This window comes from Bordetella sp. BOR01 (genome assembly GCF_019218885.1).
Taxonomy (GTDB): Bacteria; Pseudomonadota; Gammaproteobacteria; order Burkholderiales; family Burkholderiaceae_B; genus Bordetella_A.
Window position 1 is genome coordinate 179782 of record NZ_JAHUWT010000002.1, and the last position, 16805, is coordinate 196586.

The 16805-nt window shown below is 67.2% G+C and carries 18 protein-coding genes; 3 read left to right on the top strand and 15 right to left on the bottom strand.

All coding sequences use genetic code 11. From position 1 onward, the window contains the following. Positions 1-77 precede the first annotated feature (77 nt). The 9 genes from KW845_RS08620 to KW845_RS08660 form a co-directional block, all read right to left on the bottom strand. Positions 78-695, bottom strand: coding sequence for a glutathione S-transferase (locus KW845_RS08620; protein ID WP_218368820.1), 618 nt, complete (start codon positions 693-695; stop codon positions 78-80). A 121-nt stretch (positions 696-816) separates the two neighbouring features. Continuing rightward, positions 817-1464 carry a carbonic anhydrase gene (locus KW845_RS08625; RefSeq protein WP_218368821.1) on the bottom strand — a complete coding sequence of 216 codons (648 nt, stop codon included), beginning with the start codon at positions 1462-1464 and terminating at the stop codon, positions 817-819. 98 nt (positions 1465-1562) lie between these two features. Beyond that, positions 1563-1895 (bottom strand): FxLYD domain-containing protein, encoded by a 333-nt coding sequence (locus KW845_RS08630; protein WP_218368822.1) that lies wholly within the window; start codon positions 1893-1895, stop codon positions 1563-1565. Positions 1896-1963: 68 nt separating this feature from the next. Then, positions 1964-3004 carry a cyclase family protein gene (locus KW845_RS08635; RefSeq protein WP_218368823.1) on the bottom strand — a complete coding sequence of 347 codons (1041 nt, stop codon included), beginning with the start codon at positions 3002-3004 and terminating at the stop codon, positions 1964-1966. Positions 3005-3008: 4 nt separating this feature from the next. Further along, complete coding sequence (pcaD, locus tag KW845_RS08640) at positions 3009-3788, bottom strand: 3-oxoadipate enol-lactonase (protein WP_218368824.1); 780 nt, start codon at positions 3786-3788, stop codon at positions 3009-3011. Between the two features lie 31 nt (positions 3789-3819). After that, entirely contained in the window at positions 3820-4116 is a 297-nt protein-coding gene (locus KW845_RS08645) for a YciI family protein (protein ID WP_218368825.1), read from the bottom strand. 15 nt (positions 4117-4131) lie between these two features. Beyond that, complete coding sequence (gene catC, locus KW845_RS08650) at positions 4132-4407, bottom strand: muconolactone Delta-isomerase (protein WP_218368826.1); 276 nt, start codon at positions 4405-4407, stop codon at positions 4132-4134. Between the two features lie 20 nt (positions 4408-4427). Further along, on the bottom strand, positions 4428-5072 hold the full coding sequence (locus tag KW845_RS08655; RefSeq protein ID WP_218368827.1) for a 3-oxoacid CoA-transferase subunit B: 645 nt from the start codon (positions 5070-5072) through the stop codon (positions 4428-4430). Further along, entirely contained in the window at positions 5069-5758 is a 690-nt protein-coding gene (locus KW845_RS08660; protein ID WP_218368828.1) for a 3-oxoacid CoA-transferase subunit A, read from the bottom strand. Before KW845_RS08660 ends, KW845_RS08655 begins: the two co-directional genes overlap by 4 nt. A 147-nt stretch (positions 5759-5905) precedes the next feature. On the opposite strand from KW845_RS08660, the gene KW845_RS08665 reads away from it, so the two are divergent. Further along, entirely contained in the window at positions 5906-6694 is a 789-nt protein-coding gene (locus tag KW845_RS08665; RefSeq protein WP_255592510.1) for an IclR family transcriptional regulator, read from the top strand. 39 nt (positions 6695-6733) lie between these two features. On the opposite strand, the gene KW845_RS08670 is transcribed toward KW845_RS08665, so the two are convergent. The 4 genes from KW845_RS08670 to ppc form a co-directional block, all read right to left on the bottom strand. Next, a complete protein-coding gene (locus KW845_RS08670; RefSeq protein ID WP_218368829.1) occupies positions 6734-7462 on the bottom strand; it encodes an SDR family NAD(P)-dependent oxidoreductase in 729 nt (242 codons plus the stop codon). 78 nt (positions 7463-7540) lie between these two features. After that, positions 7541-8878, bottom strand: coding sequence for a short-chain fatty acid transporter (locus KW845_RS08675; RefSeq protein WP_218368830.1), 1338 nt, complete (start codon positions 8876-8878; stop codon positions 7541-7543). A gap of 108 nt (positions 8879-8986) precedes the next feature. Beyond that, entirely contained in the window at positions 8987-9919 is a 933-nt protein-coding gene (locus KW845_RS08680; protein ID WP_218368831.1) for a 3-hydroxyacyl-CoA dehydrogenase family protein, read from the bottom strand. Positions 9920-10255: 336 nt separating this feature from the next. After that, the gene (ppc, locus tag KW845_RS08685) at positions 10256-13108 is read right to left on the bottom strand and encodes a phosphoenolpyruvate carboxylase (protein WP_218368832.1); all 2853 of its coding nucleotides are present in this window, start codon (positions 13106-13108) and stop codon (positions 10256-10258) included. Between the two features lie 163 nt (positions 13109-13271). Here ppc and queC point away from each other — a divergent pair, with 163 nt between their 5' ends. After that, positions 13272-13976, top strand: coding sequence for a 7-cyano-7-deazaguanine synthase QueC (gene queC, locus KW845_RS08690; RefSeq protein ID WP_218368833.1), 705 nt, complete (start codon positions 13272-13274; stop codon positions 13974-13976). Between the two features lie 2 nt (positions 13977-13978). On the opposite strand, the gene KW845_RS08695 is transcribed toward queC, so the two are convergent. Together KW845_RS08695 and KW845_RS08700 are read right to left on the bottom strand one after the other, a co-directional pair. Next, entirely contained in the window at positions 13979-15178 is a 1200-nt protein-coding gene (locus tag KW845_RS08695) for an MFS transporter (protein ID WP_218368834.1), read from the bottom strand. A 9-nt stretch (positions 15179-15187) separates the two neighbouring features. Continuing rightward, entirely contained in the window at positions 15188-15739 is a 552-nt protein-coding gene (locus KW845_RS08700) for a GNAT family N-acetyltransferase (protein ID WP_218368835.1), read from the bottom strand. Between the two features lie 133 nt (positions 15740-15872). Here KW845_RS08700 and KW845_RS08705 point away from each other — a divergent pair, with 133 nt between their 5' ends. Next, entirely contained in the window at positions 15873-16766 is an 894-nt protein-coding gene (locus KW845_RS08705) for a LysR family transcriptional regulator (protein ID WP_218368836.1), read from the top strand. The last annotated feature ends 39 nt before the right edge of the window (positions 16767-16805 follow it).

Consider the following 16805-nt stretch of genomic DNA (forward strand, 5'->3'; position numbering starts at 1 on the left):
CGTAACAGCCGATAGATCGGGATGTCTAAGTCATTCTGGTAATAAGGATAGAAGCGCCGCGGCACCGGCGCCGGCACTCAGGCGGGCGGGGCTTGCGGAGCCGTGTCGCGCAGCGACGGGCGTTCGCCGAAACCGGCGTACCAGGCCGCCAGGGCCGGGTGGCTGCTGCGCCAGTCGTAGTCGGCGTAGCGGAAGTCCAGGTAGCCCAGCGCGCAGCCCAGGGTCAGCGTGCCGATGTCGACCCGGTCGCCGAACGCGGCCGCGCGCTGCTCGAACTGCGCCAGGGCGTCGGCCACCTTGCTCATCTGGCCGTCGATCCAGTCGCTCCAGCGGCTGGATTCGGGGCGTACCGTGATTTCGTAGCGGGCCAGCAACGCCGCGCCCAGGATGCCGTCGGCCAGCGCCTGGTCGGCCAGGGCCTGCCAGCGCGCCGGACCGGCTGCCGGGAACAGCTTGCCGCCGCCCAGGTCGTCCAGGTATTCGCAGATGACGCGGCTGTCGTACAGCGCCTGGCCGTCGTCGGTGATCAGGGTGGGAACCTGGCCCAGCGGGTTGCTGGGGATGATGTTGCGGTCGCGGTTCACCGGGTGCGCCGCGCTGGGCAGGGTCTGGATCCGGCTGGCCAGGCCGGTTTCGTGCGCGACGGCCATGCATTTGCGGACGAACGGCGAGGACGGGGAAAAATAGATCTTCATGGGGTTCCTTGTGTGGGGGCGCTGCGAGCCAGCCGGCCAGGCGCCCGGGTGGCGACCAGCAAAAGAGTAATGCCAGGCCTTGCGCAATGCCAGCCCATGCCGGAAACCCCGATCGGCGGGCTTACGCGGCCGGCTGCGGCTGGCAGGGCGAGAATTTGCCGCTGACGGGGTCGCGCAGGAACAGCAAGCCGGTGGCCACGCCGAAATAGGCGCCGTGCAGTTCCATCTGGCCTTGTTCGACCCGGCTGCGGATCGACGGGAAGGTCATCAGGTTTTTCAGGCTATGCTCGACCACCGCCCATTCCAGCCGCTGGATGTCGGTGGCGCGGTCGCCGGTGCGCGGCGTGGTTTCGGCCAAAGAGGTGACCTGCGACATCCATTTGCCGATGAAGTCGATGTCGGTCAATGGCTTGGCATCGTCGAACACGGCGCGCACGCCACCGCACGACGCATGCCCCAGCACCACCACATGTTTCACATTGAGCGCGCTGACCGCGAATTCGATGGCCGCGCTGGTGCCGTGCAGGGACGAGGATTTGGCCTCGCCTTCATAGGGCGGCACCAGGTTGGCCACGTTGCGGATGACGAACATCTCGCCGGGGCCGGCGTCGAAGATGACCTCGGGCGACACGCGCGAGTCACAGCAGCCGATCAGCAGAATTTCGGGGTTCTGTCCGGATTCGCCCAGATTTTCGTAGCGGCTGCGCTCGTTGTGGAAGCGGCCGTCCAGGAAAGCCTGGTAGCCGTCGGCAAGTCGTTTAGGGAACATGGAGATATCCTTTTGTTGTTCTGGCGAAGGCGGGGCATTATTTTCCCACAGCCCCCTTACAGGCCCCTGGGTGGCCCGCCGCGCCCTCGCAACGGACGCTATTGCGCCTTGATATCCATGGCGGTGAAGCGGGTGAAAGCATGCGGGGTGGCGGCTTGCACCTGCCAGCTTGCACCGGGCTCCAGCGCCGTGTCGCGCCGGCCCGTGGTGCGGCCGACCTCGTTGCCCTGGGCGTCGTACAGCACGAAGGTGACCGACAGGCCTTGCACGGGCTTGTCGCCGTGGTTGGACAGGGTGCCGGTGATGATGGACGTGCCGTCGGCCTGGCGGGTGGCGGCCAGGTCGCCGAGGGATACGCCGTAGGGCAGGCTCTGGGCGGCGGCCATGGCCGATGCCGTGGCCAGCAGCAGGCAGGCTAGGGTCTTTTTCATGGCGGTCTCCTGGGGCCTGTACGTGGCCCGGTGTTCACCATAGAACGCGGCGACCGGCGGCGCAATAGTTACACCGTTGCCACGGGCGTTACCGGCGAGCCGACGGCGTGCGGCAGGCGCAGCGGCGGCGCGGTCAGCATGAAATGGTGCCGGTTGTTGGCGCGCAGCCATTCGGCCAGGTCTTTCAGGTACCACAGCTCGGCCAGCGGCAGGCCCAGCTTGAACAGGCAGTGGTGGTGCAGCGGCAGCATGGCGCGCGGTCCCTGGCGCTCGCGTGCCGGATAGGCCTCGACCGCGTAGTTGTCGGCGCAAATGGCCACGATGCCGCTGTCGGTGATCCACTGCAGCAAGGCGGCATCGGTGCCGTCCAGGGCCGCGCCGTAGGCGTGCAGCACATCGGGGTCGGGCTGCCCGGCCATCTCGACGATTTTTTCCGCGAACCCGGTGCGCAGCACCAGCATGTCGCCGGATTCGACGGTGATGCCGTCGGCCTGCAGGACTTGCATCAGTTCGGCATGGCCGACCACGGTACGTCCGGTGCCGAAGTGGCGCGCCAGGTCTACCAGCACGCCGCGCCCCTGCATGCCTTGCGAGGCCAGGTTCTCGATACCCAGTTTCAGCGCGGCCGAGGGGCCGCCGCTATTGCAGCCGCAGCCGACATGGTCGCCGTCGGCCGGCCCGATGACGTCGATGCCGGCGCGATAACCGTTGTAGTAGCAAAGCTCGGCGCGCCCGTCGCCATCGGCGTCGAACAGCGCGCCCACATGGGCCAGCGAGTCCCATTGGGTGGAATACTGCATCGACAGCAGCACCTGGTCGTCGCTGAGCACGTCGACCGCATCGGGGTTCAGGTTGCGCAACGGGAAATTCAAGTACGGCGTGTCCTGCAGGCGCGTGGGGCTTAGCTGGGGCGGATGGCGGCGCGGATTCAGCACGTTGCCGCCCGGCAGGTCCAGCGGCAGCGACAGGCAGAAGGTCTTGCCGGCGCGGATCTCGCGCGCGCCCTTGAGCACCTGGGCTTCGGTCAGCAGGTTGAGCCGGCCCAGTTGATCGTCGGGGCCGTAGTCTCCCCAGTTCGAGCCTTCGGGGCGTTGCTTCCAGCGTTGCATGGCCTTACTCCGTCAGGAAGTCGAGCACCGCGCGGGTGTAGGCTTCCGGTTGTTCCCAGTTGGAAATGTGCGAGGTATCCAGTTCCAGGTAGCGGGCGCCCGCGATGCCCGCGGCCAGGTCGCGGCCGTCTTGCGGGGTGGTTGCCGGGTCTTGCGTGCCGGCGATGACCAGCGTGGGCGCCTTGATCTCGCCCAGCCGGCCGCGCAAGTCGGCATCGCGCAGCGCGGCGCAGTTGCTGCTGTAGCCTTCGTTCGACGTACGGCGCAGCATATCGACCAACACCTGGGTCAGGCCTGGCTCGGCGGTGCGGTAGCCGGGCGACAGCCAGCGCTCGACCAGCGCGGGCGCCATGTTTTCCAGGCCGTCTTGCGCCACCGCCGCGATACGCGTCGACCAGCTGTCGACGCTGCCGATGCGCGCCGCCGTATTGCACAGCACCAGTTTGCGCACGCGTTGCGGGTGGTCCAGCGCCAGGTGCAGCCCGGTAGGGCCGCCCATCGACAGGCCGCAGAAATCGGCCTGGGCAATGTCCAGGTGGTCGAGCAGTGCGGCGACGTCGCCCGCCAGTTGCGCGAAGCTGTATTCGCCCGCAGGTACCGATGACTTGCCGTGGCCGCGCGTGTCGTAGCGCAGCACGCGAAAGCGCTGCGACAGCGCCGGCACCTGGCGCGCCCACATGTCGGCGCAAGTGCCCAGCGAATTGGACAGGACCAGCACGGGGGCATCGGCGGGGCCGTCGATCACATAGTACAAGCGTACCTGGCCCAGGTCGGCGTATGGCATAAGTAGATTCCTGTGGGGATGGAAGCCCGCGCTACAGCTGGCACTGGCCGTTGAAGTAGGCCTTGCGCCAGCGCGTGATCGCCACGCGCTCGAACAGGCCGGCCTGGCTGAACGGGTCGGCGGCGATGAAGGCTTCGGCGGCTTCGCGCGTATCCACGTCAATCACGTAGAGCCCGCCGCCGGCATCCTTGCCGTCATCGTGCAGCTTGGCGCCGCAGGCCAGCAGCAACGGCTTGTTGGTTTCCAGGAAGTCGAGGTGGGCGGGGCGATGCTGTTGGCGCACGGCCTGGTGGTCGGGCTTGTCGAAGGTTTCGATGACGTAGGGCATGACGGGCTCCGGCGGTCAGATGGCCGAGGGGTGGCGCGCCAGCGCCGTTACCTGGATATCCATGTACGGAAACAGCGGCAGCGACGACAGCAACTGGTGCAGTTCGTCGTTGTTGTCCACGTCGAAGATGCTGACGTTGGCATAGCGGCCCGCCACGCGCCACAGGTGCTGCCACTTGCCGTCGCGCTGCAGTTGCTGCGCCAGGGCCTTTTCATCGGCCTTGAGTTTATCGGCACGCTCGGCCGGCATGTCCACGGGCAGGTTCACCTGCATCTGAACCATGAAAAGCATGAGGGGGTCTCCAATCGTATTCAGCGGGAAAATTTCAGCGGCAGGCCGGTCAGGCGCAGCAGCTCGTCGGCGGTCATGTCGCCGAACAGGTCGGTAACGGTGACGCTGTCGGCGCCGATGTCGAACACGGCCAGGTCGGTGTACACGCGCGACACGCAGCGCACGCCGGTCAGCGGGTAGCTGCATTCGGCCACCAGCTTGCTCAGGCCTTCGCGGGTCAGCAGTTCCATCATCACGAACACGTCTTTGGCGCCGATGGCCAGGTCCATTGCGCCGCCTACCGCCGGGATGGCGTCGGGCGCGCCGGTATGCCAGTTGGCCAGGTCGCCGTGCTGCGACACCTGGAAGGCGCCCAGCACGCAGATGTCCAGGTGGCCGCCGCGCATCATGGCGAACGAATCGGCGTGATGAAAGAACGAGCAGCCGGGCAGTTCGGTAACGGGCTGCTTGCCGGCGTTGATCAGGTCATAGTCTTCCTGGCCCTTGGCGGGGGCGGGGCCCATGCCCAGCATGCCGTTCTCGGTGTGCAGGATGACTTCACGGTCGGCCGGCAGGTGGTTGGCCACCAGCGTGGGCAGGCCGATGCCCAGGTTGACGTAGGCGCCTTCGGGAATGTCTTGCGCGACGCGGGCGGCGATCTGGTCGCGGGTCAGTTTGCTGCTCATTGCTGCTCCTTGGCGGCCGGGGCGGCGTCGATCTGCACGACGCGCTTGACGAAGATGCCGGGGGTAACGACGGATTCGGGGTCGAGTTCGCCCAGTTCGACGATCTCGCGAACCTGGGCAACCGCCACGCGCGCCGCGCTGGCCATGATGGGGCCGAAGTTGCGCGCCGTCTTGCGGTATACCAGGTTGCCCCAGCGGTCGCCGCGTTCGGCCTTGATCAGTGCGTAGTCGGCATGCAGGGGGTATTCAAGAACATAATGGCGGCCGTTGATCTCGCGGACTTCCTTGCCGTCGGCCAGCGGCGTGCCGTAGCCGGTGGGCGTGAAGAAGGCGCCGATGCCGGCGCCGGCGGCGCGTATACGCTCGGCCAGGTTGCCCTGCGGCACCAGTTCGAGCTCGATCTTGCCGCTGCGATACAGATCATCGAAGATCTGCGAGTCGACCTGGCGCGGGAACGAGCAGATGATCTTGCGCACCCGGCCCGCGCCCAGCAACGCAGCCAGGCCGGTCGTGCCGTTGCCGGCATTGTTGTTGACGATGGTCAGGTCCTTGGCGCCCTGTTCCAGCAGGGCGTCGATCAGTTCCATCGGCTGGCCGGCCGTGCCGAAACCGCCAATCAGGACGGTGGCGCCGTCGGGTACGTCCGCCAGGGCGGCTGCCGCGTTTGCAACGAGCTTTGAGATCATGGGTGTCCGCGATAAAAAGGGCGTGTCATAATTTGTTCTTTACTCGAACTTTCGTTCTTTGAAAGAACATCGTTTCATGGTGACCTGGGAGTGTCAAGGCGGCTGCGCCTGGCAATTTCCCGGGTGGTGATCAGGGCTGCCGCGCGCATGGCTATCGATACACAGGAAACCCAGCAACCCAGCGATACCTACGTGCAGTCGTTCGCGCGCGGGTTGTCGGTGATACGGGCATTCGGCCCGCAGCGCCCGCAGATGACGCTGTCCGAGGTGGCGGCCGCCTGCGGCCTGACGCGCGCCGGCGCGCGCCGCATCCTGCTGACCCTGGCGCACCTGGGCTACGTGGCGATGGACGACCGCAAGTTCGCGCTGACCCCGCGCATTCTCGAGCTGGGCTACTCGTACTTGTCGGCCACGCCGCTGTGGGATCTGGCCCTGCCCTATATGGAAGAAGTGGCCGAGACCACGCGCGAATCGTGTTCGGTGTCGGTGCTGGATGGCACCGACGTGGTGTACATCTTGCGCCTGTCCACCCACAAGGTCATGAGCATCAATCTGTCGGTGGGCAGCCGGCTGCCGGCCTGGGTGACGTCCATGGGCCGCGTGCTGCTGGCCGGACTGCCGCCGGCCGATCAAGACCGCGTGCTGGCCGCCAGCGATATCCGTGCCCTGACGCCGCACACCGTGACCGACCTGGCCAAGCTCAAGCGCATCCTGGCGCAGGTGCGTACCGACGGTTATGCCTGCGTCGTGCAGGAACTGGAACCCGGCCTGCAGTCGGTGGCGGTGCCCGTCGTCGATCGGGCCGGGCGCGTGATAGGCGCCATGAATGTCAGCGGGCATGCCAACCGTTTTTCGCGCGACGCCATGCTGGACGCGTTCTTGCCGCCGCTGCGCCGCGCGGCCGAACAGATCGACCAGGCGCTGCGGCGCCGCTGACGTCCAGCAAGCCAGGGCAGAGGCGGCGCGCCTGTTCATTCAGACCGGCGCCACGCCCAGCGTGGTGCCGCCGCATACATACAGCATCTGCCCGGTCACGAAGCCGTTGTCCGGCGACAGGAAGAACATGGCGGCGCGCGCCACATCTTCGGGCGTGCCCAGCCGCTTGACGACGATGCTGTCGATGATGCGCTGCGTTTGCGGCGCGCCATCGGGGTTGCTGTTGCGGAACAGGTCGGTGGCGATGGGGCCGGGGCCGATGGCGTTGACGGTGATGCCGTCGCCGCCCAGTTCCATGGCCAGCGTGCGGGTCATGCCCACCAGGCCGGCCTTGGTGGCCGAATACACGACACGGTCGGGCTTGCCCAGCGCCGCGCGCGAAGACATGTTGACGATGCGGCCGAAGCCGGCGGCGCGCATGTCGGGCAACGCGGCCTGCACCAGGATCAGCGCGGTGCGCAGGTGCAGCGCCACGACATGATCCAGGTCGGCAAGGGTGGCGGTATCGGCGGTGCCGGGCCTGGTGGCGCCGGCATTGTTCACCAGCCCGACGATGGCATGGTCGCGGGTGGCCTGGGCGGCCGCGGCCTTGGTCTGCGCCTCGTCGGTCAGGTCGGCCTGGATCGACACCAGCCCTTCGGGCGCATTGTCCGGCAGGCGGTAGTCGATGTTGACGACACGATGGCCCGCGTCGAGCAGCGCGCGCACGATGGCGGCGCCAATGCCGGCGCTGCCGCCGGTAACCAGGTAAGCCTTGGGTTTATTCATATCGATTGCCTCTGGGGGTCAGATAGTCCATGCCGTGCCTCGGCACCCGCGCAGCGCTTCGGGCGTGGGCTTTTCTTTTCAGTGGGTCAGCATGCCCCACGAAAGCACGGCAACGATGTGGATGACACCCACCCACAGCATCATGATGACGGTGTAGCCCATCACGTCGCGCAGTTTCAGTTTCGACAGCGCCAGCGCGGGCAGGATCCAGAATGGCTGCACCAGGTCGTTCCAGGCGTTGCCCAGCATCACGGCCATCGAGGTCTGGTTGATGGCGCTGCCGATTTCCTTGGCGGCGTCGATCATGAACGGGCCCTGGATCACCCAGTGGCCGCCGCCCGAGGGGGCGAAGAAGTTGATGAAGAACGAGCTGATCAGCCCCCAGAAGGGCAGCGTGCCCGGCGTGGCGACGTCGACGAACACGTGCGAGATGGTGTTCACCAGCCCCGAGCCGGCCATGATGGCCATGATGCCCGCGTAGAAGGGATACTGCAGGATGATGCCCGAGATGGTCTTGATGCCGTCGTTGAGCTTGGCCACGTAGGCGGCCGGCGTGCCCAGCAGAATGATGCCCAGGAACAGGATGATGAAATTGATCAGGTTCAGGTCCAGCGAGCCGCCATCCACGAAGTGGAAGGCCACGTAGGCCACGCCCAGCAGGCCGATCAGCAGGCTGAGGATGCGGCTGTTGTTCAGCTTCGAGGCGATGGTGTGTTGTTCGGCCAGCTCGCCGGCGGCGGGGGCTTCGGTCGGCTTGTCGATGGCCGGGTCCACTTCCGTGACCTGGTCGCCCTGGCGGGGATGCAGCCAGGCGTTGAGCAGCGGCAGCGTCACGATGATGGCCAGGCTGGTCAGCAGCATGGGCAGCGAGAAAATTGTTTCCGACAGCGGCACCACGCCCATCTGGTCGGCCATGGGATGCCCCGGGGTGGCGATCAGCACCGGAATGCTGGCCGACAGGCCCAGGCCGTACATGGTGAAGCCGCTGTAGGCCGCAGCGATGATCAACGGGTAATGCACGCCCTTGACTTTCAGCGCCAGTTTCTTGGCCACGATGCCGCCTATCACCAGGCCGAAGCCCCAGTTCAGGTAGCTGCCGACGCCGCCCACCAGCGTGGCCACGATGATGGCCGTGCGCGGCTGGTGTACCAGGCCGACGATGCGGTTGAGCAGGCGGTCGGTCAGGGGTGCGGTCGCCAGCACGTAGCCCATGGCCAGGATCACCGCCATCTGCGTGGTGAAGGCCAGCAGGCTCCAGAAGCCCTTGCCCCATTCGCGGGTGATCTGGCCAAGGCCCTGGCCTTCGATGCCCATGGCCATCAGCACGGTCAGCAGCGTCAGCGCAATGGCGAACACGAAGGGATCGGGCAGATACTTGCGCATCAGCTCGGTAAAGAAAGAGGTTAATTTGTTCATGCTGCTTCCAGCTCGCTACGATTGGTCTTGTTCCAGGCTGCGCCGTGCCGGGCAGCCGCGCACACGGGTGTCCGGGCGGGCACGCCGCCGGTTCGGATAAAAGGGATTTCAGCCGGTCTGGCGGCTGTTCAGCCACGCCACCAGATCGCCCAATGCCGCGCTCTTGTCGCGCAGGACTTGCTCGCGGCGCTCGGCGGGCCAGGCATAGAAGCCCTGGCCGGCCTTGGCGCCGATATGGCCGTTGGCGACTTTCTCGGCCAGCAGGGGCGAGGGCGTGGTGCGGTTTTCCAGGTCGGGATACAGATAGGTGGCAATGGCGTGGTGCACGTCGATGCCGTTCATGTCGCGCTGTTCCAGCGGGCCTGTCAGCGCCAGGCGGATGCCCAGGCTCCACTTGACCACTTCGTCGATGTCTTCGGCGCTGGCGATGCCTTGTTCCAGCAGCGAGATCGCCTCGCGCGCCAGCGCATGCTGGATGCGGTTGGCGATGAAGCCGGGGATGTCGCGGTTGACCAGCACGGGGCGCTTGCCCACGCCGCGCAGGGCGGCCATCACGCGTTCGACGGTGGCGGGCGAGGTATCGTCATTGCGCACCACTTCCACCAGCGGGATCACGTCGGCCGGGGTGAAGAAGTGCGTACCCACGAAGCGATCGCGACGCGTCACGGCCTGGGCGATGGCGTTGATGGACAGGCCCGAGGTGTTGGTGGCGAAGATGGTTTCGGGCCGGCACAGCGTATCCAGCCGCGCGAAGATGTCGCGCTTGAGTTCCAGCTTTTCGGGGATGGCCTCGATGACCAGGTCGCACGAGCAGGCTGCTTCCAGGCCGGCTTCCATGCGGATGCGTCGCCGCGTCTCGGCCACGGCATCGGGGGCATACACCCCAAGCTGCCGGTCGATGACGCCGGCGGCGCGTTCCAGCGCGCCAGGCACCGGGTCGATCAAGACCACGTCTAGGCCTTGCGCGGCAAACAGGGCCGCGATGCCGCTGCCCATGGCGCCCGCGCCGACGACGGCCAGGCTCTGGATAGGAAGATCCATGTCGATACGCTCTCGATATGCTCGCGCTGGGCGGTCGGGCGCGGCAGGGTGCGTTTCATCCTGGGGTGCCTTCGCGTGCGCGGGCCGGGAATTATTGTGTTCTATATACGAACATTTGTGCGTATATAGAATTTATTGATAGTACTAAGAAATGGGGGTGAGCGCCAAATGTCGGGGAATGCAGGGCAGGATTTTCGGCGTTCGTGCCGCCCAGGTTTGATCTTCCTGGCTTATCGGTTTGCGTGACATTCGTGCCAGGGGTACACGCTTGCACGCAGAGCCGGCCTGACTGCCTGTTGGCAACATGGCCGCGCTCTGGCGAGCAGCGTGGATGACTCAGCCCGAATTGCGAAGCCCGGCCGCAATCCCGTTGATAGTCAGGTGAATCGCGCTACGTATCCGTTTGTCCGGCTCGGCGCCGTCGCGCTGTTCGGCCCGGAAGCGGCGGATCAGTTCGATCTGCAGGTAATTCAGCGGGTCGATGTAGGCGAAGCGTTCGCGCAGCGAGGCCATCAGGGTGGGGTTGTCGGCCAGCAGTTCGCGCTGCGTCAGCAGGCGCAGCATGGCAACGGTGCGGCCGTGTTCGGCGCTGATCTGGCCGAAGATGCGGTTGCGCAGGGCGCGGTTGGGCACCAGTTGCGCGTAGCGTGCGGCGATGGCCAGGTCGGACTTGGCCAGCACCATTTCCATATTGGACAGCAGCGTGCGGAAGGCGGGCCATTCGCGTGCCATTTCACGCAACTGGGCCAGGCGTGCGCGGCGCGAGCGAGGGGCGTCGGGGGCGCCGGTTTCCAGGTAGGCTTCGATGGCCGAGCCCACGCCGTACCAGCCGGTCAGCATCAGGCGGCACTGCGCCCACGAGAACCCCCATGGGATCGCGCGCAGGTCGTCGATGTGCTGGCCCTGCTTGCGCGAGGCCGGGCGCGAGCCGATGTTCAGGCCGGCGATTTCGGTAATGGGCGTGGCGGCGAAGAAGTACTCGGCAAAGCCGGGCGTGTCGTACACCAAGCCGCGATAGCAGCGCTGCGCGGTGTCGGACATGAACGACATGGCCGGGCCGTAATGCGCCATGTGCGCGTCTTCGGCGCTGGTGGCTGCCGCGCGCGGCGCCAGGGTCGATTCCAGCGTGGCCGCCACCAGCAGTTCCAGGTGCCAGCGGCCGACCTCGGCGTCTTTGTACTTGCTCTGGATGACTTCGCCTTGCTCGGTCAGGCGCAACTGCCCGGCCACGGTGCCCGGCGGCTGCGCCAGGATGGCGTCGAAGCTGGAACCGCCGCCGCGGCCCACCGAGCCGCCGCGGCCATGGAACAGGCGCAGGCGTACCCCCCGCGCGCTGAACACATCCACCAGTGCGCGTTCGGCCTGGTACAGCGACCAGTTCGACGTGAGGAAGCCGCCGTCTTTGTTGCTGTCGGAATAGCCCAGCATGACTTCCTGGGTGCCGTCCTGGGCCAGCTTGACGCGTTGGCGCACCTCGGGAAGATCAAGCCAGGCGGCCATGATTTCCGGGCCCCGCTGCAAGTCGGGAATGGTCTCGAACAGGGGCACCACCATCAAGCCGTCCCCGCTGGCGATGTCGGTGCCGGGGTCGGGATCGACGATCAGGCCGGTTTCTTTTTGCAGTACCAGCACCTCGAGCAAGTCGCTCAGGGTTTCGGTGTGCGACACGACGGTTTGCTGCACGGCCAATTTGCCGTAGCGGGCGCGGCCCGCGGCCGCGGCGCGCAGCACGGCCAGTTCGCGCGTGGTTTCTTCGCTGTAGGTGATCCAGGGCGAGGCCAGCGGGCGCGCCAGCGCCAACTCGGCGCGCAGCAAGGCCACGCGCGCGTCTTCGTCGAGCCGGGCGTAGACCACCGGCTTGCCGCCGATCTGCGCGCCCGCGCGCGTGAACAGTTCGCCCAGCACGCGCTCATGCACGTCGGAACTTTGCCGCAGGTCGACCGTGGCCAGGTGAAAGCCGAATACTTCTATGGCCTGCTGCAGGCCCGACAGGCGCAGCCGCGCGATGGGCGCGGCGTGGTGCGCGGACAGCGACGCGGCGATGATGGCCAGGTCGTCAGCCAATTCGCGTGGCGCGCCATAGGCGGGTGCAGGATGGGTGACGCGGCGCGCCAGGTCGCGGCCGGTCAGTTGCTGCGCGGTGGCGGCCAGGCGCGCGTAGATGCCGACCAGCGCGCGGCGGTAGGGCTCGTCGCGCCGGTGCGGGGACTCGTCGCCGCCCGCATCGGCCAATGCCTGCAGGGCCGGGTCGGCATCGATCAGCAGGGTCGTGATCGACAGTTCGGCACCCAGGGCGTGCACTTCTTGCAGGTAATGCTCGAACAGTACCGTGGCCTGGCGCAGCAGGGCCAGTTCCAGCGTGCCGGTATCGACATTGGGATTGCCATCGCGGTCGCCGCCGATCCAGCTGCCCATGCGCAGGAAAGGTTCCAGCGGCGCGGGCGGCGCGGCAAAGGGCTTGGCGGAATCGCGCCCCAGCAGGCGCGACAGTTCTGCGTAGACGCGCGGGATGACGTTAAGAAACGTGCTGCGGTAATAGGACAGCGCGTTCTCGATTTCGTCGGCCACCGTCAGGCGCGTGTAGCGCAGCATGCGCGTCTGCCACAGCGTGGCGACGCGGCCCAGCAAGGCCAGGTCCAGGTCGGCGATTTCCTCGGCGGTCAGGGGGCCTTCGCGTTGCAGCAGCACGGCGGCGATTTCGCGGTGCACGTCCAGCGTGCTCTTGCGCTGCACTTCGGTGGGGTGCGCGGTCAGCACCGGCACGACGCGGGCCTCGGCCAGCAGGCGGCGGATGCGCGCAGCGCCCACGCCCTGTTCTTTGAGCAGGGCAAAGGCTTCGCGCAGGCTGCCGCGCGCCGGCGTGTCGTCGGCCCGGGCGCGGGTGCGCTGGGCGCGATTCTGGTCGCGGTCTTCGGCGATGTTCGACAGGTGCAGAAAGTAGCTGAACGCGCGCGCTACCGAATTCGGGTCGTTGTCGCGCAGGCGCTTGACGCGCTGTTCCAGCAGCTTGCCGTCGGCTTCATTGCCCTCGCGCCGGAAGCGTACCGCGGTGCGGCGTAGTGTCTCGATGGTGTCGAATACCCGTTCGCCTTCGCAGGCCTGGATGACTTCCCCCAATAACCGGCCCAGCAGCCGGATATCGTGACGCAAAGGTTCGGCAGTCGCGGACTGCGGGCGGATGGCTTTCATCGGGTAAGGAATCCGTCGGAAGAAGTGTTGGAAGGGGATGGTGGGCGATACGGAAAACGGCGAATACAGCGACGCGGGTCATTTTACGCAGGCATTCTTACGGCCGCCCTTGGGGTACAGTTTCGTCATGGCGCCTTGCCTGCTTTCTTGCCCGAGTACGTTCATGCAGAATCATTCCCGCCGCGCGCTGGTCCTGTTTTCAGGCGGCCAGGATTCCACCACTTGCCTGGCCTGGGCGCTCGACCGCTATGCCCATGTCGAGACCGTGGCATTCGATTACGGCCAGCGCCATCGCATCGAACTCGACGCGCGCCTGAACGTGCTGCGCGAGCTGCGCGCCGGCTTTCCGCAATGGGCCGCGCGGCTGGGCGAAGACCACCTGCTCGACCTGCGGGTGCTGGGCCAGGTGGGCGATACCGCCATGACCAGCGACCGCGCCATCGAGATGCAGGCCAACGGCCTGCCCAATACTTTCGTGCCGGGCCGCAACCTGCTGTTCCTGACCCTGGCGGCAGCCCTGGGCTACCGTCGCCAGCTCGACGTGCTGGTGGGCGGCATGTGCGAAACCGATTTCTCGGGCTACCCCGATTGCCGCGACGACACCATCAAGGCCCAGCAGGTGGCGCTGGGCCTGGGGCTGGGGGCGCGCGTCACGATCGAGACGCCGCTGATGTGGATCGACAAGGCCGACACCTGGGCGCTGGCGCAGCAACTGGGGGGCCAGGCTTTGGTCGATATCGTGGTCGAGCACAGCCACACCTGCTACCTGGGCGAGCGCGGGGCGCGGAATGATTGGGGATACGGGTGCGGGCAGTGTCCCGCCTGCGCCTTGCGCAAGGCGGGTTGGGAACGTTGGCACCTGCCCTGACCTCAAGCTTCGCGCGTCGCGGCATGCCCCGGACGCCCGAACCGGACATAAAGCCACGCCGAGGCTGCCAGGATCACTGCCGCCAGAATCATCGATGTCACCATCGCCGCGCGCGGCCCCTGCCACGCAATCAATTCCGCATAAGCCACCGGCGCGGCCGCCGTCAGCAGAAAGCCCGGCACCAGCAGGCGGCCCACCAGCGCGCCATAGACTCGATAGTCGAACAGCGTCAGCGGCAGCGTGCCGCGGGTGATGGTCAGCAGGCCGTTGCAGGCGCCATACAGGCAGGCATACAGCGCGGCCGCGACGGGGTGGCCGGCCAGCGCGCCAGCCAGGAAACACAGCGGCATCACCGCGGTGGCGGCCAGGTTCAGCATCAGCGGATGCAAGCGTGCGCCGAACAGCAGTTCCAGCAAGCGCGCGCTGACCTGCCCGATACCCCACAGCGCCGAGATGCCCACCGCGGTCGAGGCCACCAGGCCCAGGCCGGTCAGCATGGCGATCAAATGCGTGGCGTTGGCCGCGGTCAGGAAGTTGGTCAGCATGGCGATCAGCGCGTACAGGCCTTGCGCCAGCCGCTGGTCGGTCGGGGTGCGGGCCAGCCCCGGGCCTGCGGCGGCCTGGTGCGTGCTGGCCGCATAACGAGCGCGCGGCAACGCCAGGTACAGGGGCAGGGTCAGCAGCGATAGCACGGCATACGCCAGCACCGCGCCGCGCCAGCCCAGCCATTGCGCCAGCAATTGCCCCACCGGCCACATCACCGTCGATGCCAGCCCGCCGAACAAGGTGATCTGCGACATGGCGCGTCGTGCCTGGGGGCCGCCGATGCGGGCCAGCGTGGCGAAGGCGGCGTCGTACAGCGTCAGCCGCATGCCGATGCCCAGCACTACCCAGGCTGCGTAGTACGGTACTGTTGCGTGCGCGGCGGCCAGCAGCGCGCAGCCCAGGGCCACCAGTACCGATCCGGCCGGCATGACGCGCTGGCCGCCCCATTGGTCGATGGCGCGGCCCGCCATCGGCGAGACCACGGCCATCACCACGATGGCCAGCGAGAAACCGCCGTAGATCTGCGCCACGCTCCAGCCCAGCTCGGCCTGCATGGCGGGCCCGAAATTGCTGATCAGGTAGAACGACACGCCCCAGCTCACGAGCTGGGTGATGCCCAGGCAAACGACCGCGCGCGCGGGAATGACGGCAGGCACGCAGGAAGCTCAGCGGCGCTCGTTGGGCGGGCAGTGGTCGCCGTCGCCCAGCGCGCGCTGCATCAACACGGTGTCGCGCCATTGGCCGAACTTGTAGCCCACTGAACGCAGCGTGCCGGCGGGATGGAAGCCCTGGCTGGCATGCAAGGCCAGCGAGGCCGCGTTGCGGCTGTCGCCCACCACGGCCAGCATCTGTCGCCAGCCGCCGGCGGTACAGCGTTCGATCAGCGCCGCCAGCAGGCGCCCGCCGATGCCGTGGCCGGCCTTGCCCGGCTTCACGTACACCGAGTCTTCCACTGTATGGCGATAGGCCGGCCGTGGCCGGTACGGTGTGCAGTAGGCATAGCCGACCAGTTCGCCGTCCAGCTCGGCCACCAGGTAGGGCATGTGCTGCGCCAGTACGGCTTCGCGCCGCGCGCGCATGTCGTCGGGCGATGGCGGGTCGAGTTCGAACGAGGCGGTGCCATGCAGGACGTGATGGGCGTAGATGGCCTGGATGGCTGGCATATCGGCGGCGGTGCTGTCGCGCACGATCAACGAAGCAGAAGCGGATAAGGGCATGGAAGTGGCTGGCCGGACAGGGGGAAGGTGGGGGTGGCCCACCGCTATCCGCAGTGTGCACCCAGCCTCTGTATTAATAAAGCTTTGGTTTATTATGCGATGTATAAGAAATTCTTTGGTTATGGCGACCCCCATGCGCGGCCTCAATCTGGATCACTTGCGCATCTTCCTGGATGTGATCGAACTGGGCAGCTTCTCGGCCGCGGCCGACAAGCATGGCCTGACCCAACCGGCGGTCAGCCTGCAGGTGCGCCAACTGGAACGCCGCTATGGCCTGCGCCTGGCCGAACGGGTGGGGCGCCGGGTGGCCGCCACGGCTGCCGGCACCGACCTGCTGGCGCACATCCGGGCCATCGACGCCGCGGTCGAACAAGCCGAACGCAGCATGCAGGCGCACACCGCCCAAGTGGTGGGCAGGGTGCGCCTGGGCACCGGCGCCACCGCCTGCACTTATTTGCTGCCGCCCTTGCTGGCCGACCTGCGGCGGCGCTTTCCCGCCCTGGAGATCGTGGCCAGCACCGGCAACACCGCCGACGTGCTGCGCGGCATCGAGGCCAACACCCTGGACATCGGCCTGGTCACCTTGCCTGCGCCCGGCCGCATGTTCCAGGTAAGCCCGGTGCTCGACGATGAGTTCGTGGCCATCTTTCCCGCCAGCGGCAAGCTGCCGGCTCGCGTCACGCCGCAGGCGCTGGCCGAGCGGCCCCTGGTGCTGTTCGAGCCGGGGGCGCGTACCCGCGAACTGGTGGAACTATGGTTCGAGGCGGCCGGGTTGCGCCCGCGGCCCGCCATGGAACTGGGCAGCACCGAAGCCATGAAAGAGATCGTGGCGGCCGGCCTGGGCTGCGCCATCTTGCCGAGTATGGCAGTACCGGCGGGCCGCGGCCGGCACGGCCTGCGCGTCATGCCGCTGGCTCCGCGCCTGTCGCGCAGCCTGGCGGTGGTGCTGCGCGGCGACAAGCCGCTGCACCGCGGGCTGGGCCAATTGCATGCGGCCCTGCTGGCCCTGGGCGGCCCCCCGGCCTGACGCGCCCGGCCGGCCCGGGGGCGACCCTTGGCAATCCGG

What these genes read in the sequence shown, in the direction of transcription:
- KW845_RS08620 (WP_218368820.1), bottom strand. Translation starts at nt 695, where the DNA reads ATGAAGATCTATTTTTCCCCGTCCTCGCCGTTCGTCCGCAAATGCATG.
- KW845_RS08625 (WP_218368821.1), bottom strand. Translation starts at nt 1,464, where the DNA reads ATGTTCCCTAAACGACTTGCCGACGGCTACCAGGCTTTCCTGGACGGC.
- KW845_RS08630 (WP_218368822.1), bottom strand. Translation starts at nt 1,895, where the DNA reads ATGAAAAAGACCCTAGCCTGCCTGCTGCTGGCCACGGCATCGGCCATG.
- KW845_RS08635 (WP_218368823.1), bottom strand. Translation starts at nt 3,004, where the DNA reads ATGCAACGCTGGAAGCAACGCCCCGAAGGCTCGAACTGGGGAGACTAC.
- pcaD (WP_218368824.1), bottom strand. Translation starts at nt 3,788, where the DNA reads ATGCCATACGCCGACCTGGGCCAGGTACGCTTGTACTATGTGATCGAC.
- KW845_RS08645 (WP_218368825.1), bottom strand. Translation starts at nt 4,116, where the DNA reads ATGCCCTACGTCATCGAAACCTTCGACAAGCCCGACCACCAGGCCGTG.
- catC (WP_218368826.1), bottom strand. Translation starts at nt 4,407, where the DNA reads ATGCTTTTCATGGTTCAGATGCAGGTGAACCTGCCCGTGGACATGCCG.
- KW845_RS08655 (WP_218368827.1), bottom strand. Translation starts at nt 5,072, where the DNA reads ATGAGCAGCAAACTGACCCGCGACCAGATCGCCGCCCGCGTCGCGCAA.
- KW845_RS08660 (WP_218368828.1), bottom strand. Translation starts at nt 5,758, where the DNA reads ATGATCTCAAAGCTCGTTGCAAACGCGGCAGCCGCCCTGGCGGACGTA.
- KW845_RS08665 (WP_255592510.1), top strand. Translation starts at nt 5,906, where the DNA reads ATGGCTATCGATACACAGGAAACCCAGCAACCCAGCGATACCTACGTG.
- KW845_RS08670 (WP_218368829.1), bottom strand. Translation starts at nt 7,462, where the DNA reads ATGAATAAACCCAAGGCTTACCTGGTTACCGGCGGCAGCGCCGGCATT.
- KW845_RS08675 (WP_218368830.1), bottom strand. Translation starts at nt 8,878, where the DNA reads ATGAACAAATTAACCTCTTTCTTTACCGAGCTGATGCGCAAGTATCTG.
- KW845_RS08680 (WP_218368831.1), bottom strand. Translation starts at nt 9,919, where the DNA reads ATGGATCTTCCTATCCAGAGCCTGGCCGTCGTCGGCGCGGGCGCCATG.
- ppc (WP_218368832.1), bottom strand. Translation starts at nt 13,108, where the DNA reads ATGAAAGCCATCCGCCCGCAGTCCGCGACTGCCGAACCTTTGCGTCAC.
- queC (WP_218368833.1), top strand. Translation starts at nt 13,272, where the DNA reads ATGCAGAATCATTCCCGCCGCGCGCTGGTCCTGTTTTCAGGCGGCCAG.
- KW845_RS08700 (WP_218368835.1), bottom strand. Translation starts at nt 15,739, where the DNA reads ATGCCCTTATCCGCTTCTGCTTCGTTGATCGTGCGCGACAGCACCGCC.
- KW845_RS08705 (WP_218368836.1), top strand. Translation starts at nt 15,873, where the DNA reads ATGCGCGGCCTCAATCTGGATCACTTGCGCATCTTCCTGGATGTGATC.